The sequence below is a fragment of the Dactylosporangium sp. NPDC005555 genome (assembly GCF_040605635.1).
GTDB lineage: Bacteria > Actinomycetota > Actinomycetes > Mycobacteriales > Micromonosporaceae > Dactylosporangium.
Genome location: NZ_JBEXDG010000014.1, coordinates 88,822 through 113,412, shown reverse-complemented (window position 1 = coordinate 113,412; position 24,591 = coordinate 88,822). Strand labels below are relative to the sequence as shown.

The 24,591-nt window shown below is 71.1% G+C and carries 27 protein-coding genes and 1 other RNA gene; 12 read left to right on the top strand and 16 right to left on the bottom strand.

Annotated features, from left to right (window positions below; translation table 11 throughout):
- The 5 genes from ABZS58_RS18425 to ABZS58_RS18405 form a co-directional block, all read left to right on the top strand.
- Nucleotides 1–1,281, top strand: a 1,281-nt coding sequence (locus ABZS58_RS18425) for a hypothetical protein (protein WP_354782866.1), incomplete at its 5' end; no start/stop codon positions are given.
- 364 nt (nucleotides 1,282–1,645) lie between these two features.
- Entirely contained in the window at nucleotides 1,646–2,026 is a 381-nt protein-coding gene (locus ABZS58_RS18420; protein WP_354782864.1) for a hypothetical protein, read from the top strand.
- A 37-nt stretch (nucleotides 2,027–2,063) separates the two neighbouring features.
- A complete protein-coding gene (gene aroA / locus ABZS58_RS18415) occupies nucleotides 2,064–3,338 on the top strand; it encodes a 3-phosphoshikimate 1-carboxyvinyltransferase (protein WP_354782862.1) in 1,275 nt (424 codons plus the stop codon).
- Nucleotides 3,335–4,126 (top strand): inositol monophosphatase family protein, encoded by a 792-nt coding sequence (locus ABZS58_RS18410; protein ID WP_354782860.1) that lies wholly within the window; start codon nucleotides 3,335–3,337, stop codon nucleotides 4,124–4,126. Before aroA ends, ABZS58_RS18410 begins: the two co-directional genes overlap by 4 nt.
- Nucleotides 4,127–4,190: 64 nt before the next feature.
- Nucleotides 4,191–4,862, top strand: a complete 672-nt coding sequence (locus ABZS58_RS18405) for a hypothetical protein (RefSeq protein ID WP_354782858.1) — start codon at nucleotides 4,191–4,193, stop codon at nucleotides 4,860–4,862.
- Here ABZS58_RS18405 and ABZS58_RS18400 read toward each other — a convergent pair.
- On the bottom strand, nucleotides 4,846–5,286 hold the full coding sequence (locus tag ABZS58_RS18400) for a pyridoxamine 5'-phosphate oxidase family protein (RefSeq protein WP_354782856.1): 441 nt from the start codon (nucleotides 5,284–5,286) through the stop codon (nucleotides 4,846–4,848). The two genes, ABZS58_RS18405 and ABZS58_RS18400, sit on opposite strands and share 17 nt — an antisense overlap.
- 45 nt (nucleotides 5,287–5,331) lie before the next feature.
- Between ABZS58_RS18400 and ABZS58_RS18395 the strand changes: the two genes are divergently transcribed.
- Entirely contained in the window at nucleotides 5,332–6,186 is an 855-nt protein-coding gene (locus tag ABZS58_RS18395; RefSeq protein ID WP_354782854.1) for a sigma-70 family RNA polymerase sigma factor, read from the top strand.
- Nucleotides 6,183–6,389, top strand: coding sequence for a hypothetical protein (locus ABZS58_RS18390; RefSeq protein WP_354782852.1), 207 nt, complete (start codon nucleotides 6,183–6,185; stop codon nucleotides 6,387–6,389). The genes ABZS58_RS18395 and ABZS58_RS18390 overlap by 4 nt, the downstream gene beginning before the upstream one ends.
- 112 nt (nucleotides 6,390–6,501) lie before the next feature.
- Here ABZS58_RS18390 and ABZS58_RS18385 read toward each other — a convergent pair whose 3' ends face one another.
- The 4 genes from ABZS58_RS18385 to rnpB form a co-directional block, all read right to left on the bottom strand.
- Nucleotides 6,502–7,980 carry a hypothetical protein gene (locus ABZS58_RS18385; protein WP_354782850.1) on the bottom strand — a complete coding sequence of 493 codons (1,479 nt, stop codon included), beginning with the start codon at nucleotides 7,978–7,980 and terminating at the stop codon, nucleotides 6,502–6,504.
- A 695-nt stretch (nucleotides 7,981–8,675) separates the two neighbouring features.
- Nucleotides 8,676–9,107 (bottom strand): hypothetical protein, encoded by a 432-nt coding sequence (locus ABZS58_RS18380; RefSeq protein WP_354782848.1) that lies wholly within the window; start codon nucleotides 9,105–9,107, stop codon nucleotides 8,676–8,678.
- A gap of 261 nt (nucleotides 9,108–9,368) precedes the next feature.
- On the bottom strand, nucleotides 9,369–9,842 hold the full coding sequence (locus ABZS58_RS18375) for a DUF1707 and DUF4190 domain-containing protein (protein WP_354782846.1): 474 nt from the start codon (nucleotides 9,840–9,842) through the stop codon (nucleotides 9,369–9,371).
- A 167-nt stretch (nucleotides 9,843–10,009) separates the two neighbouring features.
- An RNA gene (gene rnpB, locus ABZS58_RS18370) (RNase P RNA component class A) lies at nucleotides 10,010–10,377 on the bottom strand.
- 29 nt (nucleotides 10,378–10,406) lie between these two features.
- On the opposite strand from rnpB, the gene ABZS58_RS18365 reads away from it, so the two are divergent.
- On the top strand, nucleotides 10,407–11,168 hold the full coding sequence (locus tag ABZS58_RS18365; RefSeq protein WP_354782844.1) for a sulfite exporter TauE/SafE family protein: 762 nt from the start codon (nucleotides 10,407–10,409) through the stop codon (nucleotides 11,166–11,168).
- Here the strand turns inward: ABZS58_RS18365 and ABZS58_RS18360 are convergent.
- Genes ABZS58_RS18360 through ABZS58_RS18340 form a run of 5 tightly spaced genes read right to left on the bottom strand, consistent with a single transcriptional unit; the run spans nucleotide 11,165 to nucleotide 15,826 of the window.
- Nucleotides 11,165–12,421, bottom strand: a complete 1,257-nt coding sequence (locus tag ABZS58_RS18360) for a bifunctional RNase H/acid phosphatase (protein WP_354782842.1) — start codon at nucleotides 12,419–12,421, stop codon at nucleotides 11,165–11,167. The genes ABZS58_RS18365 and ABZS58_RS18360 overlap by 4 nt on opposite strands.
- A complete protein-coding gene (locus ABZS58_RS18355; RefSeq protein ID WP_354782840.1) occupies nucleotides 12,418–13,158 on the bottom strand; it encodes a C4-type zinc ribbon domain-containing protein in 741 nt (246 codons plus the stop codon). The genes ABZS58_RS18360 and ABZS58_RS18355 overlap by 4 nt, the downstream gene beginning before the upstream one ends.
- Nucleotides 13,155–14,018, bottom strand: coding sequence for a Nif3-like dinuclear metal center hexameric protein (locus ABZS58_RS18350; protein ID WP_354782838.1), 864 nt, complete (start codon nucleotides 14,016–14,018; stop codon nucleotides 13,155–13,157). Before ABZS58_RS18350 ends, ABZS58_RS18355 begins: the two co-directional genes overlap by 4 nt.
- Before the next feature lie 9 nt (nucleotides 14,019–14,027).
- Entirely contained in the window at nucleotides 14,028–14,570 is a 543-nt protein-coding gene (locus tag ABZS58_RS18345) for a flavoprotein (protein ID WP_354782836.1), read from the bottom strand.
- Nucleotides 14,571–14,593: 23 nt separating this feature from the next.
- On the bottom strand, nucleotides 14,594–15,826 hold the full coding sequence (locus ABZS58_RS18340; RefSeq protein ID WP_354782834.1) for a helix-turn-helix domain-containing protein: 1,233 nt from the start codon (nucleotides 15,824–15,826) through the stop codon (nucleotides 14,594–14,596).
- A gap of 193 nt (nucleotides 15,827–16,019) precedes the next feature.
- On the opposite strand from ABZS58_RS18340, the gene ABZS58_RS18335 reads away from it, so the two are divergent.
- Entirely contained in the window at nucleotides 16,020–16,667 is a 648-nt protein-coding gene (locus ABZS58_RS18335) for a bifunctional DNA primase/polymerase (RefSeq protein WP_354782832.1), read from the top strand.
- 259 nt (nucleotides 16,668–16,926) lie between these two features.
- Here the strand turns inward: ABZS58_RS18335 and ABZS58_RS18330 are convergent, their stop codons facing one another.
- The 6 genes from ABZS58_RS18330 to aceE form a co-directional block, all read right to left on the bottom strand.
- Nucleotides 16,927–17,337: a hypothetical protein gene (locus tag ABZS58_RS18330; RefSeq protein ID WP_354782830.1), complete on the bottom strand. Its 411-nt coding sequence runs from the start codon at nucleotides 17,335–17,337 to the stop codon at nucleotides 16,927–16,929.
- Between the two features lie 355 nt (nucleotides 17,338–17,692).
- Nucleotides 17,693–18,430, bottom strand: coding sequence for an ABC transporter permease (locus ABZS58_RS18325; protein ID WP_354782828.1), 738 nt, complete (start codon nucleotides 18,428–18,430; stop codon nucleotides 17,693–17,695).
- Between the two features lie 2 nt (nucleotides 18,431–18,432).
- Nucleotides 18,433–19,308 carry an ABC transporter ATP-binding protein gene (locus tag ABZS58_RS18320; RefSeq protein WP_354782826.1) on the bottom strand — a complete coding sequence of 292 codons (876 nt, stop codon included), beginning with the start codon at nucleotides 19,306–19,308 and terminating at the stop codon, nucleotides 18,433–18,435.
- A complete protein-coding gene (locus tag ABZS58_RS18315; protein WP_354782824.1) occupies nucleotides 19,308–19,610 on the bottom strand; it encodes a transcriptional regulator in 303 nt (100 codons plus the stop codon). Before ABZS58_RS18315 ends, ABZS58_RS18320 begins: the two co-directional genes overlap by 1 nt.
- Nucleotides 19,603–20,247 (bottom strand): transporter, encoded by a 645-nt coding sequence (locus ABZS58_RS18310; RefSeq protein WP_354782822.1) that lies wholly within the window; start codon nucleotides 20,245–20,247, stop codon nucleotides 19,603–19,605. The genes ABZS58_RS18315 and ABZS58_RS18310 overlap by 8 nt, the downstream gene beginning before the upstream one ends.
- Nucleotides 20,248–20,328: 81 nt before the next feature.
- On the bottom strand, nucleotides 20,329–23,073 hold the full coding sequence (gene aceE, locus ABZS58_RS18305; protein WP_354782820.1) for a pyruvate dehydrogenase (acetyl-transferring), homodimeric type: 2,745 nt from the start codon (nucleotides 23,071–23,073) through the stop codon (nucleotides 20,329–20,331).
- A 252-nt stretch (nucleotides 23,074–23,325) separates the two neighbouring features.
- On the opposite strand from aceE, the gene ABZS58_RS18300 reads away from it, so the two are divergent.
- From ABZS58_RS18300 to ABZS58_RS18290, 3 genes are all read left to right on the top strand, one after another.
- Nucleotides 23,326–23,613: a hypothetical protein gene (locus tag ABZS58_RS18300; protein WP_354782818.1), complete on the top strand. Its 288-nt coding sequence runs from the start codon at nucleotides 23,326–23,328 to the stop codon at nucleotides 23,611–23,613.
- A gap of 78 nt (nucleotides 23,614–23,691) precedes the next feature.
- On the top strand, nucleotides 23,692–24,126 hold the full coding sequence (locus ABZS58_RS18295) for a hypothetical protein (protein ID WP_354782816.1): 435 nt from the start codon (nucleotides 23,692–23,694) through the stop codon (nucleotides 24,124–24,126).
- 13 nt (nucleotides 24,127–24,139) lie between these two features.
- On the top strand, nucleotides 24,140–24,553 hold the full coding sequence (locus tag ABZS58_RS18290; protein ID WP_354782814.1) for a YjbQ family protein: 414 nt from the start codon (nucleotides 24,140–24,142) through the stop codon (nucleotides 24,551–24,553).
- The last annotated feature ends 38 nt before the right edge of the window (nucleotides 24,554–24,591 follow it).

Below are 24,591 nucleotides of genomic sequence, written 5' to 3'. Positions count from 1 at the left end.
TTAGCCGTGGTGGCCTTGGCTGCCGTCGACTTCGCCGCCGGGGTCTTCGCCGTGGCCGACTTCGCCGCCGTCGACCTCGCCGCGGGCGTCGCCTTAGCCGTTGTGACCTTGGCTGCCGTCGACTTCGCCGCGGGCGTCGCCTTCGCCGTGGCCGACTTCGCCGCGGGCGTCGCCTTAGCCGTGGTGGCCTTGGCTGCCGTCGACTTCGCCGCCGGGGTCTTCGCCGTGGCCGACTTCGCCGCCGTCGACCTCGCCGCGGGCGTCGCCTTCGCCGTGGTGGCCTTCGCCGCCGGGGTCGCCTTGGCGGTGGTCGCCTTGGCCGCCGTCGACTTGGCCGCGGGCGTTGCCGACTTCGCCGCCGTGGAACGGGCCGCCGGGGTCTTCGCCGTGGCCGGGGTGGCCTTGGCTGCCGTCGACTTCGCCGCCGGGGTCTTCGCCGTCGTGCTCGACGTCTTCGCCGTGGCCGGGGTGGCCGACTTCGTCGTTGTCGAGCGGGCCGCCGGGGTCTTCGCCGTCGTGGTGGTGGCCGCGGCGTCGGTGGCGGCCGGGGACTTCGTGGCAGTCGCCTCGGTGGTGGTGCCGGTGGCGGTAGCCTTGGAAGCGGCCGGGGTTGCCTTCGTCGCGGCGGTCCGCTTCGCCGTCCGGGAGGACGAAGCCGGGGTCGCGGCAGTGCCGGACGTCGTCGCCGACGCCGAAGGAGCCGAAGCCGCCGACGGGGCCGGGGACGAGGGCGACGCGGTGGTGGCGGCCGGGGTCGAGGCCGTCGTGGTGGTCGCGCGCGTGCGAGGGGTTGCCGTGGTCGCGCGCCGGCGGGGAGCGGCGGCGGCGACCGTCTTCGCGGCCCTGGCGGGGGTCGCGGTCTCGGCGGGGTTCACCGCGTCCGCGGCGGGAGTCGTGGTGGCCGCGCTCGTTGCGGCCGATCTCGTGGTGGCCTTCTTAGCTGCGGCCATCGTGGTCCTCCTGGAGGAGTTCTCCCGCATCCTGCGGGATGTTCGCGGTTGGGTCGTGCGGGTGGAGACGGTTCGAACGAAAGGCCGTGTGCCGGGGGCGGTTCGCGGTCGCCTTCGGCTCCGACGTGTTGCTAGTGCTTGCCTTCCCACCGTTCGTCTTCGGCGTCCCACGCCTCGTTGCGTTGTTGGACTGTTGTCAGCGCCTGTTCGGCTTCTGACGCCGAATCATAGGGGCCGAGCCGATCCCTGCCGGCACACATGTCGGCCTCGGACTCGACCCGATGGTGGGAAAGGCACCAGTAGTACCGCTCAGCACCGCTGCTGCTCATGACATCACTGTGCACCGCAAATGCAACACGCGCCACCGAAACCGGCAAATAGCTGGTTGGGATTCCACAGTAGACGCAACGGCGCGGCCAGGGGAGCAGACGCCCGCAGATGGTCCTGACGGTGACGAAAACGACCCGGCCGGAATCGGATACTCCTTACGCATCAACGATTCCGGGAGAAAGCCGAAGACCCGGCACGGCCCGCGGCGGACACCGAAGGCCGCGGATGCCTGTGGTCACGATCACCCGAGGGTGAGCCGTTCGGTGGATCCGGATTCGAGTCGGACGGGCGACCCTCCCACCATCGTTAGGAGGCAAACGGTCCACGGTGGACGCGGATGCCGCACCGCCCCGATACTCGATGCCGTGACCACGGTTCTGGCGATCGGCGGCTCGGCCGCACCCGATGACGTCGTGAGGTCCCTGACCGGTGGACGCCCCGCGCGGACCGCCGACGGGCGCGCGCTGGTGCTCTACGACGACCCCGCGGCGGCGGTCCGCGACGTCACCGGATACCTGCGGCCGCGCGCGATGACGATGGTCCGGTTCGGCCTGCACATCGGCGACCTGTCAGCGGCGGGCGACGCGTCAGCGGCGGGCGGACGGACACACGGCGTCGCGACCCGCCTCGCCGACCTCGCCGGACCGGGCCGGCTGCGTGTCTCGCCCGAGGCGGCCGCCGCGCTCGGCGACGAGGTGCCGCTGGAGCCGGCCGGCGACGGCTCGTTCCAGATGCGCAAACCCTGACGGGCAGCGCCGCCGCGGCCTGCGGGACAATCGCAGGGTGAGCCTCCATGCCGATGACCTTCCGGACGTCCTTGCCATCACGCCGCTGACCTCGCCGCCCGACGTGTCGCTGCGGCCGCCGGGCTCCAAGAGCATCACCAACCGCGCGCTGATCTGCGCCGCGCTCGCGCCGGGCCGCAGCACGCTGACGGGGATGCTGTTCGCCGACGACACGCACGCGATGCTCGGCGCCGTGCGTGCGCTCGGCGCGACGCTGACGGTCGACGAGGCAGCGCACACGGTCGTCGTCGACGGCGTCGACCCGCGCACCTCCACCGCGCCGACGACGATCGACGCCCGCCAGTCGGGCACCACGGGCAGGTTCGTGGTGCCGGCGGCGGCGCTTCGCCCGGGGCGCGGTGTCGTCGACGGCGCGCCGCAGCTGCGGGCACGGCCGTTCGGCCCGCTGACCGACGCGCTGCGCGAGCTCGGCGCGACGGTCGAGGACCTGGGCGAGCCAGGGTTCCTGCCGGTCGCGGTGACCGGGCCGGTCACCGGCGGCAAGGTCGCGCTGCCCGGCCACCTGTCCAGCCAGTTCCTGTCCGGGCTGCTCATGGCCGGGCCGCTGATGTCCGACGGACTGTCGGTCGAGCTCACCTCGCCACTGGTTTCGGTGCCGTACGTCGAGGCGACCACGGCCGTCATGGCGGCGTTCGGCGTCAGCGTCGACGGGCTCGACGTGCACCCGGGCACGTACCGGGCGACGGACTACGCGATCGAGCCCGACGCGAGCGCCGCGTCGTATCTCCTGGCGGCCGCCGCGATCACCGGGGGCCGGGTCACCGTCGAGGGGCTCGGCACCGGCAGCCTGCAGGGCGACGTGCGCTTCGCGGACCTCCTGGAGCGGATGGGCGCGCGGGTCGAGCGGACCGCGGACCGGATCACCGTCACGGGCACCGGCACGCTGCACGGCATCGACGTCGACATGGCCGACATCTCCGACACCGCGCAGACCCTCGCGGCCGTCGCGGTGTTCGCCGACTCCCCGACCCGGGTGACCGGCATCGGCTTCATCCGCAAGAAGGAGACCGACCGGATCGCCGCGGTCGTCACCGAGCTGCGCCGCGCCGGCATCGACGCCGTCGAGGACTCCGACGGCTTCACCGTCAACCCGGGGCCGGTCGCGCCGACGGCGTTCCACACGTACGACGACCACCGCATGGCGATGAGCCTGTCGCTGATCGGGTTGCGGGTGCCGGGCATCGAGATCCGCGACCCCAGGTGCATCTCGAAGACCTACCCGACGTACTACGTCGACCTGGCCCGTCTGTGAGCGACCTGGCCGGCGATCTGGCCCTGGCCCGGCGGGCCGCGCTCGCCGGGGCCGAGGTCGGCCTGCGGTACTTCGCGGCGCTCGCGGAGCTGCCCAGGGAGCTCAAGGCGGACGGCAGCGTCGTCACCGAGGCCGACAGGGCCGTCGAGGCCGCCGTCCGCGCCGTGCTCGGCGGGGCCCGCCCCGACGACGCGATCCTCGGCGAGGAGGGCGGCCTGACCGGCACCGGCGGCCGCCGCTGGATCATCGACCCGATCGACGGCACCGCGATGTTCGTCGCGGGCGACGACCGCTGGCTCGTCCTCGTCGCCCTCGAGGAAGACGGCGAGGTCGTCGCGGGGGTCGCCGTCGTACCGGCGCAGGGCACCGTCTGGTGGGCCGCACGCGGCGCCGGGGCGTACCAGAGCGGCATCGGCGACGACGAAGGCCGGCGCCTGCGCGTGGACCCCACCGGGGCCGACACCCCGCACGGCGCCACGGTCGGCGTCATCCCCGACGACTACGTCCACCGGCCCGACCGGGCGATGCTCGAGCCGCTGACCGCCGTGGCCCGCACGGCGCCCTGGCCGGTGCACGCGGCCCTGCTCGTCGCCGACGGCCGGCTCGACCTCGCGGTGCAGACCCGTGGCCAGATCTGGGACTTCGCCGCGACGTCGCTGATCGTGCGAGAGGCCGGCGGGCGGTACAGCGGCCTCGACGGACGGCAGGCTCCGGATGCGGGCCCGTCGCTGTTCTCCAGGAGCGCGGCGCTGCACGGCGCGACCCTGAAGCTGCTCGACGGGTCTTGACACTCATCAATGTGTTCGACCAGCATGTCCGGCGGGGTCCAAACCAACCACGCTTGGAGTAGCCGTGCGCCGTGCCCGGGGGTTGCTGTCCGCCGCCGTTGTCCTCACCGCGATGCTGGTGCCGGGGGTCGCCCACGCGGAGCCGAGCCCGGGCGCGTCACCCCCCGGCACGGCCGCGGCGGCGGGCGACGACGACCCCGCCCCGCACGGGCTGAAGCGCACCCCGCTCGACCTCGGCGACGGCGGGGTGCAGGCGAACGCCCTCGCGCCGACCGGCATCCCGGGCACGTCGACCTGCCGGCGGTACTACCTGTTCAGCCACCGCGCGGCGCGCTACATCTCGGAGGAGCAGGGGTACACCGGCAGCAACAAGAACATGCTCCGCGCCCGGCAGACCACGGACGGCCTGGGCACGTGGGAGCACTTCAGCCTCTGCTCCTTCAACGGCCGCAGCGACCTCATCTTCATCCAGGCCACCTCCGGCTACCTGGTGACCGCCGAATACGGGTACAGCGGCAACCTCAAAGGCATGCTCCGCGGTCGCGGCGAGTGGCCGAGCGACTGGGAGATCTTCGAGGTGTGGTCCGACGCCGGCAAGTACTTCCTGCGCAACCAGGCCACGAAGGGCTGGGTCAGCGTGCGGGTCGACATGACCGGCAGCTACCTCAACATGGTGCGCGGCAACGGCACCAGCGCGGGCCCCTGGGAGCAGCTGGGCATCACGCCGGTCGCGTGAGCGCAGGCAGCTCCCGGCCGGCCAGCTCGTTGGCCTCACGCCAGGCCTGCACCCAGATCGGTGTCATCCGCAGGTACACGTAACGCGGCCCCGGCCTGAACCCGGCCTTCTCGGCGAACGCGTCGAGCACGTCCTGGCTCAGGCCGCCGGCCGGCACCGTCTGCGCCGCGCACTCGATGAGGACCACGTCACGGGTCGGCCCGACGGCGACGCGGGCCCGCCCGTTCGCGGCGATGTTGCGCGTCGTCGGGTTGTTGGGCGCCGTGCAGAACAGCAGCGTCGCGCCGTCCCACAGGAACGACAGCGGCACCATGCACGGCTCCCCCTCCGGCGAGGCCGTCGCCACCCACGCGTCGACGTCGTGCTCGAGCCGGTGCCGCGTGTCGGCGACGCGCTGCCCGGTGGTCCGTGCCGGCTTGTCCATGCCATTCCCCCTGGTCCCCCTGGTTTGCCTTTTCGGACTCAGACTATGACGCTGGGGACCGTGAGCGACGTACTGGCCCGCCGCTTCGAGGAGCACCGCGGGCACCTGCGCGGGGTGGCGCTGCGGATGCTCGGCTCCCACGCGGAGGCCGACGACGCCGTGCAGGAGGCGTGGCTGCGCCTGAGCCGCGCCGACCACGCCGCCGTCGACAACCTCGGCGGCTGGCTCACCACGGTCGTCGGCCGGATCTGCCTGGACCTGCTGCGCGCCCGTAAGGCCGCTCCTGATGCTGTCGTGCTCCGCGCCGCTCCCGACCCCGAGCAGGAGGCGCTGCTCGCCGACGAGGTGGGCCAGGCGATGCTCGTGGTGCTCGACACCCTCACGCCCGGCGAGCGGCTCGCGTTCGTCCTGCACGACCTGTTCACCGTGCCCTTCGAGGACATCGCCCGGATCGTCGGCCGCTCCCCCGCCGCCGCCCGCCAGCTCGCCAGCCGCGGCCGCCGCCGCGTCCAGGGAGCTTCGCTCCTGGAGAAGGCGGACCTGCCCCGCCAGCGCGAGGTCGTCGACGCGTTCCTGGCCGCCTCCCGCGCCGGCGACTTCGAAGCGCTGCTGGCCCTCCTGGACCCGGAGGTCGTCCTCCGCGCGGATGCCGCCACGGTACTGACCGGCGCCGCCCCCACGGTCCACGGCGCCCACGCGGTCGCCACCACCTTCAGCGGCCGCGCCCGCGGCGCCAGGCTCGCCCTCGTCGACGGTTTCGTCGGCGCCGTCTGGTCGACGGGCGGCACCCCCCGCGTGGTCTTCGACTTCGTCGTCACCGACGGCAGAGTCGTGGAGATCGAGCTCCTGGGCGACCCGTCGACACTGGACCGCCTCGACCTGACGGTCCCGTTCTCGTGAGGGCCTTCGCGGTCCCGCCGGTCGCCCGGGCCGCCACCCCGCCGCTGATACCGGCGCCGAACTCCGACCCGAAGTTGCGCGGCGCGACCCCGGGGACCGGCGTACGCGTCGGGCGCCCCGCACTGAACCCGCCCGCGGTGCCGGTCACCACCCGTGGCTCGCTGCGTTTCGAGCACTTCCCCGCCGACGGGAGCAGCCGATGAGCCGGACGATCGCCCTCAGCGAATCCCAGAACGCGTCGCCCGAGGTGATCGGTGGGCTCGGCGTCGTCGTCCTGGTGTTCGCCCTCCTGAACCTCGGCCTGCGCTCGTGGGCTCAGCGACGGGTGCGAGCGGGCAGATCGCTGCCTGGTCCACTGCGGACACTGCGTATGTTCGTCGACCATCCGAAGCTCTTTGTCGCCGGCATGTGTGTGGAGGTCGCGATCGGCGCCGCCCTCATCGCCGTCGCGGTCCTCCGTGCCTCCAGCTGAACGGTAAGCCGTGATGCCTCCGGCGGCCGGGGCTGCTCGCCCGTTGACCTCGGCGACCCGGCAAACCCAGGGGTGGGTGGGCTCCGGGTCCACGCTGCCCAGATGGACGCCACGGGTTCGGCCGGCGTGGACGCCCGGAACGCGAACCGTGCCTGCTGAAGCACCTCGCCGAGCAGCGGCGCGGGCAGCCGGCGCAGGAACGCCTCAGCCTGCGCCGGTCGATGCATGGCCAGCCGGACCAACGCCGCCAGGACCACCGCGCCGGGACGCTCACCGAGGGAGCGTCTGGGAATCCGGCTCGGCTCGGCGTGCTGGGCGTACGCCTCCCGGACCACGTTCTCCACACAGCGCCGCGTCGGCGCGCTGAGCAACGCCTCGGCGACCCAGTCGAGCGCGGCGTGCTCGTCGGGCAGGCAGTCGTACGTGGCGAACATCGTCAACTGGCTGCGCAGGTACCGCTTGTCGGTGGAGTAGCTCGCGTCCGACTCCCACCCGGCCGGCGGCACGACGTTCCGGTTCCGCAGGCCCGCGATCACCGTTGCGGCCAGGTCGAGGCTGACCGTACCCAGGCCACCGCACGCCGACACAAGGTCACCCGCGGTCGTGGAGTGTTCCCCAGACCGCCCGATGCGCCGCTCGATCTCGGTGAACACGCAGGCGTCGTCCCAATAGTTGCCGAAGAACTTCTCCCCGGTCAGCACCTCGCACAGGACGTACATGCCGACACCCGCGTGACTGCCGTCGAACTCGCAGAGGGCGGACAGCCACAGCAGGACGGCGCGCGGGTCGCTGAACCCGTACGGCCAGGGGTCGCTCTCCGCCCGGAAGAACCCCGGCGGGTCCGGATCGACGAACAGCACGATCTGCTGCCTACCCTGACTCAGCGCAATGCCGATCTGGCGGCTCGCCGGGTCGTTCGGATCGGTCTGCAGCCGCTCCTGCGCGCACTGCTGCAGCCACGCGATGACGCGGCAGACCTGCCCGAGCGCCACCGCAGCGGCCACCTCGTCCCGTTCGGCGGTCTCCCGGTTCGGGAACGTCAACTCACGGAGCCGCCAGCTGGTCTGCAGCACCCCGCGTACCAGCGGCGGCACCGCAACCCGCGCCGCATCGCCGGTCAACGACTCGAACAGCACCGACCTGCCGAGCCGCTCCGTCAGATGCGTCAACAACGCCAGCCGATACCGCGCCTGGTCGGCCGTCTTGTCGTTCTGGCAGCCGTCCACGATCTCCGACACCCGCGCGGCGATCTCCGCGACGTCGCTGCGGTCAATCGAGTACTCGATCTCATCGTTCAGGTCCGCCAGCTCGTGATGCTCCACGGACGGCAGCCCGGCATCCGCCGCCCGATGCAACCTCCGGCTGGTCAGCCGGACGAGGATCTTCCGCCGCCCCGCCGCCGACCGGAAAACGCATCAACACCCAAGCAGCTGCCGGCGGCTGAGTCCACGAATTGATCGGGCGCGCACCATGCATTCTCCGTCTGGATACCGGTCAGGCCGTCCAGAACCTACCAGTTTCGATCCCTCTGCGGCTCACGCTGCGCCAGAAGACCGCAGGGTTGGACCGCCTCCAGCCACCTAGCGACGCCTCGACTTAACTATTCCCATCAGCAGTAAAAAGCCTGCCGCGATCGACAAACCCAACGCGCCAATAATTGAGGCTCGTGTGCTACCTTCATTAGTCGTTGCAATGGCAAATAGGACGGGAGGGCCAATTCCAGCAAGCAGCCCACCAAACGTCGTATATAGCGAGCTCTTCCACATGTCCGGTGACACTTTGAGCCGAGTGTCCGCCTCCTGAACATGATAGACAGAGACCTGGTCGGATCTGCTGTGCTTCGCCAGTCGGGTAGCTTCAATACCCAGGTCAGCCGCAAATGACGCATGACTAACCAGGAATGCCGCAACCGCCTGGATAGAAAACCCATGCGGCGGCCTGGACCTGGCTAGCTCTTCATCAATCTTAATCAGGGCATTCTGATACTGGGCCGAACTTGTACCGCCCCCCATAAAGCTCATCGACGCTCCGCCCTTCTAGCCATGTACACCATTTCCGCCATGCGTCGAACTGTCGCAGCACGACTCTCTAGCACTTCATGCGCCAAAGATCCGAGGTGCTCGAACTCACGCAGCCGGCGAGGGCGTGACACATGAATTATATTCATAGCCTGCCTATAGATCGGAGCGCCGGTAGTCACGGTCGTCGTAATAAGAATTCCTATCACAAGTGTGATCGTGCTTACTTGCGGGGCAAACCGCTTGCCAAAGATCAGCACGAATGCAAGCCCGGCGCCCACCGACAGCACGAAAGCCGAAATTGCCAACACGCTGTGCCGAATTTCGCGACGCTGTAGCCGCCTGGTATAGGCGGCAACCTCAACATCGATCTCATCGATAATTCGCAAAATGTCGGACTCATACTCTGCTTCGGGGTCAGGTGGAGCCATGAGGCCAAATTACCATTGACCATCGTTTCACATATGGCACGGAAGGTTAATATACGGCGCTGGATGGGTGTCGACTCGGCGCGGTAGCGGGATACACGACTGTCCGAAGGGATGGATCGCCACAACATCGGTTCCATCGATCCATCGGGCGGGTGAGAACTTTCCATACGTCTTCAAGGCGGCCCTGGTGGGCCGTTCGGACACGGCGAAGCCCAGCGTCACCAAATCGCGGTGGCACCGGGCTCTGGCGGACGAGCTGACTTATTCGAGGAGGCTGAAGAGCGCGATCATCGCACCCTGAAGCACTACGCCGAACAATCCGCAAAGCAAGCCCGCGAGGGCCATGCCGCGTTGACCGGGCACCCCCTGGTCGCCTTTGCGTAGCGCGACAATCCCGAGGACTATCGCCACCAATCCAGCGACGCCGCCCAGGACTGCGCAAAAGGTCAGAGGGATGGAGGTGATCCCGACGATCAGCGCGGCCAACGGCAGCTTGCTGGCCTGTCCAGCCGCCGTGGAGACCGCAGCCGCCGGCGTCGTGTCCGCGATGGGCGGTGCGGGCAGGTCACCCACCAGGTGGGCCAACTCACCCCATACACGGGAGGCATACGCCAGTTGCGCCCGCTCGCTGAACTCCTCCAGCGTCAGCCGCCCTTCAGCGACCGCCGCGCTGAGGTGTGCGACGACAGACTCGCGGTCCGCGTCCGACACCCGGATCCAGTGCGCGGGATACATGGCCAGACGATACAAGGACCACGCGCCCCCTGCTTCCGCCGACAGGACGGTCCCGACAAGCCGCAGCGGCAATGGCCGAGGCCCGGTGGGATTTACCCAAAGGCAGCAACAGCCGCGCCGGCGAAGGCTGCGCCCTCGCATCGCGGCACGCATCATGCGGCGGGCGACGGACGAGTCGACCTGTACGCCGGGTTCTGTCCCCGCCTGGTGGCGGTGTGCGGCCATCCATCTCGGCCTGCCGTTGCCGGCAGGCTCCAGCGGTCTACCCGCAGGCTCGGGCGGGCAGCCCTCGAACGCCTGCGTCTGACCTTGCTCCGGGTGGGGTTTACCTAGCCGCCCCGGTCACCCGGGGCGCTGGTGGGCTCTTACCCCACCGTTTCACCCTTACCCTGCCCGAAGGCGTGGCGGTCTGTTCTCTGTGGCACTGTCCCGCGGGTCACCCCGGGTTGCCGTTAACAACCACCCTGCCCTGTGGAGCCCGGACGTTCCTCGGCGGCACCGGTGAAGGTGCCGACGCGGCCGCCCGGTCGACTCGTCCGTCGTGGTGTCTATGGTAGGCGGACCATGAACCTTGCTGACATCGCGCTCCTGTCGGGTGCCGGGCTGGCCGCCGGCACGGTCAACGCGATCGCCGGCGGCGGGTCGCTGATCACGTTCCCGGCGCTGATCGCGACCGGGTTGAGTCCCGTCGCGGCGAACGTGACGAACTCGGTGTCGGTGTTCCCCGGCTACGTCGCCTCGGTGTACGGCAGCAGGTCGGACCTCGACGACCGGCGGGCGGTGCTCAGGATCGCGCCGACGGCGGTGGTGGGGGCGGTGCTGGGGTGCCTGCTGCTGCTGGCCACGCCGGCGAGGGCGTTCGAGCTGGTGGTCCCGTTTCTGGTGCTGGCCGCCGCGACCACCCTCGCGTTCCAGGACCGGCTGCGCAAGGTGGTCGGGCATCCGCGGGACATGACGCCGCGGCGCAGGGTGCTGAGCCTGCACGCGATGGTGTTCGTCGGCTCGCTGTACGGTGGGTACTTCGGCGCCGCGCTCGGCGTGATGCTGGTCGCGGCGCTCGGGCTGGTGCTGGACCGGTCGATGGCCAGGATCAGCGCGTTGAAGAACGTCGTGTCCGCGCTCGGCGGGCTCGTCACGGTGGTCACGTTCGGGGCGTTCGGGCCGGTGAACTGGGCGGACGTGCTGGTGGTCGCGCCGACCGCGATGATCGGCGGCTACGTCGGGGCACGCCTCGCCAGGCGGCTGCCGTCCGCGGTGCTGAAGTGGCTGATCGTCGCGTTCGGCACGGTGGTTGGTCTGGTGCTGCTCTATCGGGCCGTTGCCTAGGACAGATGCGCGGTGTCGTTGACGGTACGCACGGCGACCCCGCCGTCGGGCCACGAGTCGACGATCGACACGCCCGCCGGGTCGAGGTACAGCCGGTACATGAACGCGTCACCGGCGGCGAGCGCGTCGCGGAGCATCGACTTGATCGGCGTCACGTGGCTGACGACGGCGATCTGCTGCCCGGCGTACTGCTGCTGCAACCGCCGCAGCGCGCGCCTGACCCGGATCGCGACCTGCTGCAGCGACTCGCCCCCGGGCGGCGCGACGAGCGGCGAGGCGAGCCACCGGTCGAGCTCGCCCGGATAGGCGGCGCGCACCTCGCCGAACGTCATCCCGTCCCACTCGCCGAAGTCGCACTCGACGAGGTCCTGTTCGACGACCACTTCGATGTCGCCGCCGGCCACGATCGCGGCCGCGGTCTCCTGGCACCGCCGCAGCGGCGAGCTGACGACGGCGGCGAGATCGGGCGCCACGACCCGGACCCGGCCGGCGGCACGAGCGGCCTGGTCACGACCCCGGTCGGACAGTGGGATGTCACTGCGCCCCGAATAGCGCTTTTCCACGGTGTACGACGTCTCGCCGTGCCGCACCAGAATCATCCGCAACGGGGAGCCGGTCGTCGGCGGCGCCCACGAGCGTGCCACCGGCTCGGCGGTCGACGCATCGGCAGCGCTCGGATCGGCAGAGCTCGAATCGGCAGTCGAATCGGCACTGGACGACGGCACCGGGGGCTGGGCGGCGGCACCCGAGGCCGCGGCGGCGACCGCCCGTGCGGCGGCCCGGCCCGGCGAGTCGGGACCCGCGACCGGAGCGGCGTCCGGCAGGACCGGAGCGCACGCCGCGACAGGAGGTGCCGAGGCGCCGTCCATGGCGGCGTTCGCCAGGCGGTCGGCGTGCTTGTTCCGCTCGCGGGGGATCCACGAGTAGCGCACCGCCCGGAAGCCGCCGGCCAGCTCGCCCGCCTGGGCCGCCAGGGGGCGCAGGCCGGGGTGCTTGATCTGCCACCGGCCCGACATCTGCTCCACGACGAGCTTGGAGTCCATGCGGACCTCGACCTCGTCGGCGCCGAGCTCGGACGCCGCCCGCAGGCCTTCGATCAGCCCGGTGTACTCGGCGACGTTGTTGGTGGTGACGCCGAGGCGGCCGAGGCGTTCGGCGAGGACCTCGCCGGTGGAGGAGCGCACGACCGCGCCGTAGCCGGCGGGGCCGGGGTTGCCCCTGGACCCGCCGTCGGCCTCGATCGTGACCTTCACAGACCGGACTCCGCGGTCCGGACGAGGATGCGCCGGCATTCTTCGCAGCGGACGACCTCGTCGGGGGCGGTGGCCTTGACGCGGGCCTTGTCGCCGCCGGCGAGCTCCAGGCGGCAGCCCTCGCAGCGGCCATGGCGGAGCATGGCGGCGCCGATGCCGCCGCTGCTCTCGCGGATCTTGTCGTACAGGGTGATGAGGTCGGCGGGCAGGTCCGCGGCGAGGGGTTTGCGACCGGACCGGCGGAACTCCTCGTCCTTGGCGATCCCGGCGACGGTCTCGGCGCGGCGCTGCTCGGTGGCGGCGCGCACCGAGCGGGTCTCGGTGAGCCGGCCGGTGATGTCGTCGAGGGTCGCCTGCGCGGTCTCCCGCTGCTCCATCAGCTCCAGCTCGGCGTCCTCCAGCTCGCCCTGGCGCCGGTTGAGCGTGGCGATCTCGTGCTGGAGGGCCTCCAGCTCGCGGGCGGGGCCGGTGCCGGCGTCGAGGCGGGTCTGGTCCTTGTCCTTGCGGGCGCGGACCTGCTCGGCGTCGCGCTCGAGCCGGTTGATGTCGCGGTCGAGGTCGTCGACGGCGACCTGGGCGCGGACGCGCTGGTCCTCCATCGTGGACAGCTCGCGGGCCAGCCGGTCGAGCTCGGCGTGCTCGGGCAGCGTCTTGCGCTTGTGCGCGAGCTGGGTGAGCGCGATGTCGATCGCCTGCAGGTCGAGCAGGCGACGCTGAGCCTCTGGGTCAGCCTTCACGAGTTGCCGTCCTCCAATAAAGCGTCGTCCGGCGGAACGCCCGCCGGCAAAGCGTCCGGCGGAACGTCCGCCGGCAATGCGTCCGCGACGAATGTCCACGGTGAGGTGTCCACATCGGACACGATGGTCGGCAGGCCGGTCTCCTGCCGCAGGAACGCCGCCACGTCGTCGAGCCAGGGCCGCTCGGACGCCCAGTGCGAGACGTCGAGCAGCAGCGGTCCGCCGCCCGCGAGGTGCTCGTGTGCCGGATGGTGGCGCAGATCCGCGGTCAAGTATGCGTCAACCCCGGCCCGGGCGGCGTCGGCGAGGAACGCGTCCCCGGCGCCGCCGCTCACCGCGACCGTCTCCACCGCCGCTGTGGGGGGCCCTGCCACCCGTACACCACCCACGGCCGAGGAGACCAGAGCGGCGAGGTCCGACAGTGCCATCGCAGATGGCAACCGGCCGATGCGCCCGTGACCGCGGCCGGTGTCGGCGATCGGGACCAGTGGGCGGACGTCGAGCAGCCCGAGCCTGGCGGCGAGCGCGTCGGACACGCCGGGGTTGGCGACGTCGCCGTTGGTGTGCGCGGTGTGCAGCGCGATGCCCGCCTTGATCATCCGGTGGATGACGCGGCCCTTGTACGTGGTGGGCGCGACGCTGGACACGCCGCGCAGCAGCAGGGGGTGGTGGGTGAACATGAAGTCCGCCCCGGCGGCGATCGCCTCCTCGACGGTCCGCGGGTCGCAGTCCACGGCCAGGAAGATCCTGGTGACCTCCGCGGACGGCTCGCCGAGGGTGAGACCGACGCGGTCCCAGCTCTCGGCCCAGGACGGCGGATACCGCTGCTCTAGCAGCTCGACGAGTTCGGCGACAAGCACGGCGCGAGGTTACTCCACGCTGGGACCGCCGAGGGCGTCGACAGGCAGATGCCACGGGAAGCTGGCGGTGCGCTTGTCGCCGGTGCCGGGCGGGTGCAGGGGCAGCACGTCCTCGCCGTAGAGGACGGTGACGCCCCAGGAGCGCAGCTTCGAGATCGACTCGCCGAAGGCGGGGTGGCGGGCCATGGCGGCGTTGGTGAAGGGCACCGCGACGATCGGCAGGCCCATGCCGAGGCCTTCGACGAGCAGGCCGAGGGCGAGGGTGTCGGCGATGCCGGCGGCCCACTTGTTGATCGTGTTGACGGTGGCCGGGGCGACGATCAGCGCACCGGCCTGCGGGAGGATGTCAGGGTCGCCGGGGTACTTGTAGCGGTGCCGGACGGGGTGCCCGGTCTGTGCGACGAGGCTCGGGATGTCGAGCCATTTGAGGGCGTCCGGCGTGGCGACCACGCAGACCTCCCAGCCTTTCGCCTGAGCGAGAGACACGAGCTTGCTGGCATCCTGCGTGACGGGCGATCCGCACGTCACGGCGTATAGGACATGACCGGCCATGCGGGCATTGTGCTACTCCCTGGCTACACCCCGACGCTCATGTGTTCGGCGAGTTCCACGACGGGCGCCGATGGAGTGCCCCGGGTGCGCCGCAGCACGTCGCTGAGCACCTCCCTGGCGAGGGGGCGGCAGCGGATCTCCGACGGCGCGAGCCGGTCGCCCTCCAGCAGCATCTCGCTGGCGAGGTCGATGTCGCCGAGGATCGCGTGCGCGCGGGCCTGGTCGAGGTAGTGGTGGGCCCGGCGCTCGGGCAGCAGCGCGTGGAACGCCTCCAGGTCGAGGCCTTCGTGGACCTCCACCGCGAAGCGGCCCTCGCCGAGCTCGACGGCGGCGGCGGCGCGGTGCAGCTGCACGTTGGTCGGCCCGAACGAGGACCAGTAGTAGTTGTGGTCGCCGTCGAGGCCCTTGGCGGCCTCCTCCGCCCCGCCGAGGAGGTCCCGGACGGTGGCGCCGTCGCCGATGCGGGCCGCGGCCATCGCACCCTGCAGCAGCAGCATCCCGTAGACCGAGAGGCGCTCCGGTGCGCAGTCGTTGCCGTTGCTCCCGGGGGCGAGCCGGCTGGCGATGTTGACGTTGATCTCCAGGGCGGGCCGGGACCGGCCGAGGGCGAGCAGCGCGAGGGCGACGCGGGTGGTGGCCGAGCCGGCGAGGAGCTGGTCGCCGGCGCGCTGCGACACGGCGATCGACCGGTCGGCGGCGAGCCAGGCGAGCTCGTGCTCACCGAGCTTGCGCAGCGCCGAGGAGGCGATCTGGTAGACCTGCCCGAGCAGGTGGGCGGCCTCCTGGCCCTGCCCGCCGTCGGCGTAGGCGGTGTCGGCGGCCTGGGCCTCGCGCAGCAGGCGCGGCAGGGTGCGGGCCAGCATCCCGTATTTGGCGTGCTGGTAGCTCAGCCAGGCGTGGGTGACGGCCTTGCGCATCTCCGCCAGGGGCGGCGGCTCGGGCGGCGCGTAGAAGAAGGCGCTGATCTGGTCGTACCGCTCCAGGGCGGCGCGGATCTCCTCGACCTCGACCTGGTCGACGCAGTTGACGCTGTCGGGCCGCCGCTCGGGGTCCTTGCCGAGCAGGATCTGCACGTCCAGCTGGAGCACGTCGGCGATCTCGTAGACCACCGAGAACTTGTCCAGCCGCCGCACCCCGCGCTCGACCTTGTCGACCCAGCTCTTCGACTTCCCGAGCCGGTCCGCGAAGACCTGCTGGGACATCTTGCGCCGGTTCCGCCAGTAGGCCACGCGCCGGCCGATCGGCAGCTCATCCACGCCGCTCACCTCCGGAGGTCACCCGCTCGGTCGACATCGCACCTTTTGTGCGGTTCGTCCGGCGTCCGTGCTCATAGGTTCCGATGTGCAACTTGCAGCCCCCGTTGCCAATACCAACGACGCACACGGCGTCCGGTGACGCGACGTGGTCCTGTGGGCACTTTCGAGTGATCTCCCCTGCTAGGAGGAGCACATGCGGTCCTGGGAACGCGCCAAACTGCGCAAAGCGGCCCTGCGCTACGTCGATCACGGCTGGCACGTGCTGCCCGGCGCCTACTTGCTCGGCCAGCGGGCCGGCCGGCACGCGAAGGAGCGCCGCTTCGACTGCGGCGAGGTCGGCTGCCGCACCGTGGCGTGCCACCCGGTGCCGTCCTGCGCCCGCACGCCGAGCCGCTCCCCGGCGGTCGTCGCGCAGTGGTGGAGCCGGAACCCCCACACGGTGCTCTTCCCGACCGGGCACGCCTTCGACGTGCTGGAGGTCTCCGCGACACTGGGCCGGGCCGCGCTGCTCGGCGACGGCTTCGTCGCGGCGCGGGGACCGGTCGCCGTCGCCCAGCAGAAGGGGCAGGGCGACCGCTGGTTCTTCCTGGTGCTGCCCGGGCACGGCCTGCTGCCGGAGCTCGCCCAGCAGCCCGACGTGGTGCTGCACGGGCAGGGCTCGTGGGTGCCGGCGGCGCCGAGCCCGCAGTTCGGCGGGCGGGTCCGCTGGGAGCTGTCCCCGGAGACGCACGACTGGCGGCCGGCGGAGCCCTACGCCGTGCAGGCGCTGATGCTCGACGCCATCGGGGCGGGCCCGCTGGCGACCGCCGGACCGCGGGCCACCTGGCGTTCCGCCGCGTAACACCCCCACCACAGCCGACGGCCGGTCCTCTCGGGGGGACCGGCCGTTGCCATGTCCGCGCTCGTGCGCGCACGGGCGACCCGCCGAGCGGCGGACGTCCCAGAGCTCGCTAGGCATCGGAAAAGATTCACGTGCAGAATTCATGCCGCTGCCCAACGTAGCGCTGGTGTAGCCCTACGTCGACCCTTGTAACCCGGCAGCGTTACTCAACGGTTGACGAACCGTCTACTCATCGTTGAGTGTTGATCTACTCTAGTGATCAGTAACCGATCGAGACGTCGACGGTGGCCACCACCCGGCTGACGGCGTCGCCCGCCTTCCGATCGGGCACCTCCGTGGGCTCGGCCGCCGGGTCGACCCGGACGATCCGCCCCCCGCCGGGCAGCCGGACGCCGCGCGCGGCGAGCAGCGCGGTCAGCGCGCCGTAGATGAACGCCTCCACCCGGTCGGGCTCGGCCCACGCCTGCAGCCCGATCCGCCAGCGGGCCTGACGGGCCCACGGCAGCCGGGAGCGCACCGGCTCCCCCACCGCCTCCACGAGCAGGACCGGCAGTTCCCCGCCCAGATCCTCAGGACGCGCGGTCACCAGCGTCGCGGCCGACAGGTGGTGCTGCGCGCGCAGGTACGACACGACGAGACCGACCGCGTCCGGCTGCGCCACGGCCGTCACCGCCCTCGTCACCCTCGTCGTCGTCCCTGTCCGTGTCCTTCTGGCGGACAACGGAAGCCGCACCGCCAGGTCGCGGTACCACAGATACATTTCATGTTCCCCGAAGAAAGGATTCACCGGCGATCGGAGAAACGGTGCGTCCAGTCGTATGGTTCGGCAATTCTCGACCTCGGGCTGTCAGCACCTCGACATCGCCTCGGCCTTGCGCTGTCGCAGGCCTGCGGTATCAGGCTAGCGACCTGGGAAGATCGATGTGCGCGCAACGCCGGGATCGCGGGAATCGTGTTCTTCGTGGCATACATCGGCGCCCTCCAATCGGCTTTCGTTCACCGATCGGAGGGCGCCGGGATGCGGATCAGCTGAAGCGGGCTCCCTCGTCGCGGCGGTACGCCCATGCCGCGAGGGCCGCCGCGCCGACCGTCCAGCCGAGCAGCGCGACCATCGAGGTCGTCGACACCTCGAAGTCGCCGACGGCGGCCCAGACCAGCTCGACCGCGCCACGGGTCGGCAGGTAGGGGGCGATCGTCTCGACGAAGCCGGGCGCGTCACCCGGCGCCGACAGCAGCCCGCCGCCGAACGCGAGCGGGAAGAAGATGATCTGCGCGACGGCGAGGGCCGCCTTGGTCGGCAGGGCGTAGCCGATGGCGAGGCCCATGAACGTGAACGGCAGGGCGCTGAGCACGACCGCGCCGAGCGCGAGCAGCAGCCGCACCGGCGTGGCGGTCGCCGCGGTGAAGAGCGCGCCGATGATGACGACGGGGATCAGCGAGATGAACATGAACGTCAGCCCGCACAGGACCCTGCCGGTGAACGCGGCGGCCGGCCCGGCGGGCAGGGTCCGGCTGAACGGGTCCCACGGCTGCGCGCGGTCCTCGGAGACGCCGACCCCGTACGTGAACAGCGAACTGGTCATGACGGCGAACATGACCATCGACGCGGTGGCGTAGGTGGCGCCGACCGGGTCGTCCCCGGCGAACGGCACGACGAAGAACAGCATCGACGCGGCGGGGAAGAACGCGCCGCCGACGACGGCGACGGGGATGCGGATCGTCTCCAGGATGCGGAACCGGGCGTGGGTGAGCGCCAGCGACATGGTCAGGATCCCGTCTTCGCGGTCGTGAGCGTCAGGAAGGCCTCTTCGAGGGTGGTCGGCTGGACCTGCAGGCCGTGGAACGCGACCCCGGACCGGACCAGGTCCCGGACCAGCTGGTCGGGGTCCGGGGTGAGCAGCGAGGTGCGGCCGTCGGCCTGCTCGACGCCGACGACGCCGGGCAGGTCGGGCAGCTCGGTGGCGGCGATGCTGACCCGGTGGATGCCGACCATGCCGCGGATCGCCTCGACGGTGTCGTCGGCGAGGACCCGGCCGCGGCCGACGACGACGACCCGGTCGGCGAGGGCCTCGATCTCCTCCAGGTAGTGGCTGGTCAGCACGACGGTGCCGGTCCGCCCGTATTCCCGCACGTGATCCCACAGCTCGCGACGGGCCTGCACGTCGAGGCCCGTCGTCGGCTCGTCGAGGAAGACGAGGTCGGGGCGGCCGACGAAGCCGAGCGCGACGGCGAGGCGCCGTTTCTGCCCGCCGGACAGCCCGCCGGTCTGCCGCCCGGCGACCTCGGTGAGGCCGAAGCCCGCCAGGAGCTCGCCGGTGGGGACCGGGTCGGCGAAGTGGGCGGCGACGAACGCGACGCACTCGCGGACCCGCAGCGTCGCGGGCAGCCCGGTCTCCTGCGGTGTGACGCCGATGCGGCGCCGGCTCGCGGGGTCGCGGGGGTCACCGCCGAAGAGCTCGACATGGCCGCTCGTGGGACGGCGCAGGCCGACGAGGAGGTTGATGAGCGTGGACTTGCCGGCGCCGTTGGGGCCGAGCAGCCCGACCACCCCACCGGCGGGGATGTCGAGGCTCACACCGTCGAGGGCCACCTGGTCGCCGTAGCGGCGGGTGACGTCGACCGTTCTGGCAAGCAGTTCCATCAGGACTCCTTCGGGGGGTCGAGGAGGGCGCGCACCGCCGCGGTGTAGTCGTCGAACGCGACGCGTCCCCGGGCGCTCAGCGCGGCGGAGGTGGTCGGGGTGCGGCCGCGGAAGGACTTGGCGACCTCGACATAGCCGGCCTGCTCGAGCTTGGTCAGGTGGACCGACAGGTTGCCGGCGGTCATGTCGAGGATCTGCTGGAGGCGCGGGAAGGTCATCCGGTCGCCGTCGGCCAGGGCGGAGAGCGCCGCCATGATCCGGAGTCTCGCCTGGGCGTGGATCACGGGGTCGAGGTCAGCCACGCCGCCGCCGCTCACGTGCCCACAGGATCAGCCCGAACAGGATCAGGCCGCCGCCCCCGCCGACCGCGACGAGCAGCGAGTGCCAGCCGGGGCCGAGGGCGACGCCGGCGATGTTGATGACCGTGAGCCAGGCGCCGAGGACGAACATGTCGCGCGACAGCCAGATCGCGGACCCCACCATGTACATGACTGCGACGGTGCCGACGGACACGCACGCCCACAGCAGGCCCTGCTCCTGCTCCGGCAGGTACTTGGCGAAGCGCCCGGTGGTGGAGCCGACGCCGGCGAACGCGAGGAACCAGGCGAAACCGTAGGCCGTGCCCTGCCACGTCGAGCGGCCCTCGACGCCGCGGCCGCGCCGGGCGGAGACGACCGCGGTGCTGATCATGGCCAGGACCATGGCCGCGAACAGCACCACGAGGGGCAGCCAGGCGGGCAGGTCGACGAAGATCCGCCCGTCGGGCCCGTAGCGCAGGAACAGCAGCCCGTAGCCGATCAGCCAGGCGGCGCCCCACGGCAGGTAGTAGCCGAGGGGGTTGAGCGAGACGGTGCCGGCGACGGCGGCCCGCTCCTGCTGGATGAGGGCGAGGGTCTCGGCGGGCGAGGCGGGTGGCGCGTCGTCATCGACGGGGGTCATGCAAAGAACTTTACGCCATAAACTTGTTTACCAGAAAAGAGGGCCGCCCCGGGAACGGGGCGGCCCTCTATGCCTCCCGCGTTACGAGTCGCCGCCGGTCTCGCCAACCGGCGCGGCGTTGACGTCGTCGATCGCGTACTTCTTCGCGGCCTCGCCGGCGGCCGACGCCGGGACCTCGCCGCGGCGGGCGAGCTGGCGCAGCGTGGCGACCACGATCGACTCGGCGTCGACGTGGAAGTGCCGGCGCAGCGCGTGCCGGGTGTCGGACAGGCCGAAGCCGTCGGTGCCGAGCGAGGTGTAGTCGTTCGGTACCCAGCGGGAGATCAGGTCCGGCACGGCCCGCATGAAGTCGGAGACCGCGACGACCGGGCCCTCGGCACCTTCCAGGGCCTTGGTGATGTACGGCACGCGCGGCTCGTCGGTCGGGTGGAGCAGGTTGTGCTCCTCGGCGACGACCGCGTCGCGGCGCAGCTCGGTCCAGGACGTCGCGGACCACACGTCGGCGGCGACACCCCACTCCTCGGCGAGGAGCCTCTGCGCCTTCAGCGCCCACTGCATGCCGGTGCCGGAGGCGAGGATCTGCGCCTTCGGCCCTTCCCGCGACTCGGCCGGCTGGTACTTGTAGAGGCCCTTGAGCACGCCCTGCACGTCGAGGTCCGCGGGCTCCGCCGGCTGGAAGATCGGCTCGTTGTAGATCGTCAGGTAGTAGATCAGGTCCTCGGGCTTCTCGCCGTACATCCGGTTGACCGCGTTCTCGGTGATGTGCGCGATCTCGAAGCCGAACGCCGGGTCGTAGGCCACCACGGCCGGGTTCGTCGCCGCGATGAGCAGCGAGTGACCGTCCTCGTGCTGCAGGCCCTCACCGTTGAGCGTGGTGCGCCCCGCGGTGGCACCGAGCAGGAAGCCGCGCGACATCTGGTCGGCGGCCGCCCAGATGCCGTCGGCGGTGCGCTGGAAGCCGAACATGGAGTAGAAGATGTAGACCGGGATGATCGGCTCGCCGTGGGTGGCGTAGCTGGTCGCCGCGGCGGTGAACGAGGCGACCGAGCCGGCCTCGTTGATGCCCTCGTGCAGGATCTGCCCGTTCGTGGACTCCCGATAGCTCAGGAACAGCTCCCGGTCGACCGGCGTGTAGTTCTGCCCGTGCGGCGAGTAGATCTTCGCGGTCGGGAAGAGCGAGTCCATGCCGAACGTGCGGGCCTCGTCGGGGATGACCGGCACCCAGCGCCGCCCCATGCCCTTGTCGCGCATCAGGTCCTTGAGCATGCGCACGAACGCCATCGTCGTGGCGACCTTCTGCTTGCCCGAGCCGCGCTTGATGTCGCCGTACACGGACGAATCCGGCAGTTTCAGGTCCACGTGCTTGGTCCGCCGGTTCGGCACCGAGCCGCCGAGCTCCGCGCGCCGCTGCAGCATGTACTGCATCTCGTCGGACTTCTCGTCCGGGCGGTAGTACGGCACCGCGTACGGGTTGTCACCGATCGCGCTGTCGGGGATGTCCAGGTACAGCCGGTCGCGGAAGTCCTTGACGTCCTGCAGGGTCAGCTTCTTCATCTGGTGCGTGGCGTTGCGGCCCTCGAAGTGCGAGCCGAGCGTCCAGCCCTTGATCGTCTTGGCGAGGATGACCGTCGGCTGGCCGGTGTGCTCGGTGGCCGCCTTGTACGCCGCGTACAGCTTGCGGTAGTCGTGCCCGCCGCGCTTGAGGTTCCAGATCTCGTCGTCGGACAGGTGCTCGACCATCTTGCGGGTGCGCGGGTCGCGGCCGAAGAAGTGCTCCCGGACGTACGCCCCGGACTCCGCCTTGTAGGTCTGGTAGTCGCCGTCGGGGGTCACGTTCATCAGGTTGACCAGCGCACCGTCGGTGTCGGCGGCGAGCAGCGGGTCCCACTCCCGGCCCCAGACGACCTTGATCACGTTCCACCCGGCGCCGCGGAAGAACGCCTCGAGCTCCTGCATGACCTTGCCGTTGCCGCGGACCGGGCCGTCGAGGCGCTGCAGGTTGCAGTTGATGACGAACGTGAGGTTGTCCAGCTCCTCGCGGGCGGCCACGCCGATCGCGCCGATCGACTCCGGCTCGTCCATCTCACCGTCGCCGAGGAAGGCCCACACGTGCTGCTGGCTGGTGTCCTTGAAGCCCCGGTTGTGCAGGTACCGGTTGAACCGCGCCTGGTAGATCGCGTTGATGCCGCCCAGACCCATCGAGACGGTCGGGAACTCCCAGAAGTCGGGCATCAGCCGCGGGTGCGGGTAGCTGGGCAGGCCCCTTCCCGGGCCGCCGTGCGACAGCTCCTGGCGGAACCCGTCGAGCTGCTGCTCGCTCAGGCGGCCCTCCATGAACGCGCGCGCGTACATGCCCGGGGAGGCGTGCCCCTGGAAGAAGATCTGGTCGCCGCCGCCCGGGTGGTCCTTGCCGCGGAAGAAGTGGTTGAAGCCCACCTCGTACAGGCTGGCGGCGCTGGCGAAGGTCGAGATGTGACCGCCGACACCGACGTCGGGGCGCTGGGCGCGCTGCACGAGCATCGCCGCGTTCCAGCGGATGTAGGCGCGGATGCGCCGCTCGACGTGCTCGTCGCCGGGGAACCAGGGCTCACGCTCCGGCGCGATCGTGTTGATGTAGTCCGTGGTGGTGAGCGGCGGCACGCCGACCTGTCGCTCCCGCGCGCGCTCCAGCAGGCGCAGCATCACGTACCGTGCGCGCTTCGTGCCGCGCTCGTCGATCACTCCGTCCAGCGACTCGACCCATTCGGTGGTCTCCTCCGGGTCGATGTCCGGCAGTTGACTCGGCAGGCCGTCGCTGATCACTGGGCGCTTGCGTTCGGTGGACACAGGCGTTCCTTCTAGGTGTAGGACCGTTCGCCGCTGCGGTGGGCCGGCGGTGACCGGTCGGGATGGCCTCGGGGTGTACTTGTTGAGGCAATGTGTGAGCCCATGTCCTATCCTGCCTGCACCCAGTGCGATCCGTCACGTCTACGGGGCGCCAACTGCGACGCGCGACACGATACCGGCGGGTAACTTCTGGGTGACAAAACCGCGACCGAACGGGCGCCGCCGGGAGGTCGCATCGACTACGGTGCGCCTGTGCCCGACACCCCGCCGGAGGCCCCCGGGCCGCCCATCGCGCTGTTCGTGATCTTCGGAATCCTGATGCTCGTGGTGCTCGTGGTCGGGATCGCCTCGTCGTCCCGCGGCTCCGCGCGGCGCTCGGGCGGCGACGGCCTGTCGTCCGACCCGGGCCAGCCGGGCTGGAGCTCCGACGGCCCCTCCGACACCGGTTCGACGGACTCCGGTTCGCCGGACTCCGGCTCGTCGTCGTCCACCGGCGACTCCGGCTCGTCCTCATCCTCGTCCTCGTCCGGTACCGACTGACGGTCGGGCGGCGCGCGGCGGTGACAGAACCGCGACCGAACGGGCGTCCCGGGAGGTCACGTCGGCTACGGTGCGGCCGTGTCCGAGAACTCCGCCTGGTGGCTCCTGGTCCCCCTGCTCTGCGTCGCGGCCGCGGTCGCGGTCGCCGTCATCATCGTCGTGTTCGTCGTGCGCCGGACCCGCGGCGTCGTCAACTCCAGCCGCAACGCCTTCACGGGCGGCACGTACCGGCCGGGCAGCTACGGCCCGGGGCAGGACCCGAACCAGCTCGGCCCCGACTGGACCCCCGACGGCGGCTTCTCCGGCGGGCACGGAAGCCACGGCGGCGGGCACGGGGGCGGGCACGGCGGCCACGTGCACGGCTGGGGGCACGGCATGGACCACGGCCACCACTCGCACTCCCACGACTCGGGGTCGTCCTGGTCCTCCTCGGACTCCGGGTCGTCGTCCTCGTCGAGCGACTCCGGCTCGTCCTCCTCGGACTCGGGGTCGTCGTCCTCGTCCAGCGACTGACAGACTGGAGTCCATGCACTCCGAGGTCATCACCGTGCGCACCGGCTCCCGGCCGGTGGTGCGCGACATCACGGACGAGGCCGCGCGGTTCGTCGCCGCGCACGCGCCGGACGGCGACGGGCTGCTGCACGTGTTCGCCCCGCACGCCACCGCCGGGATCGCGATCATCGAGACCGGCGCCGGCAGCGACGACGACCTGCTGCGCGCCCTCGACGACGTCCTGCCCACCGACGACCGCTGGCGGCACCGGCACGGCTCCCCCGGCCACGGCCGCGACCACGTCATGCCGGCGTTCGTCGCGCCGTACGCGACGCTGCCCGTCCTCGGCGGGCGGATCGCGCTGGGCACCTGGCAGTCGATCTGCCTGGTCGACCCCAACGGCGACAACGCCACCCGCCAGGTCCGCCTCAGCTTCCTGCACGGATGAGTCAGGAATGAACCGCGTTTCTGCCGGGGTTCCCGGCC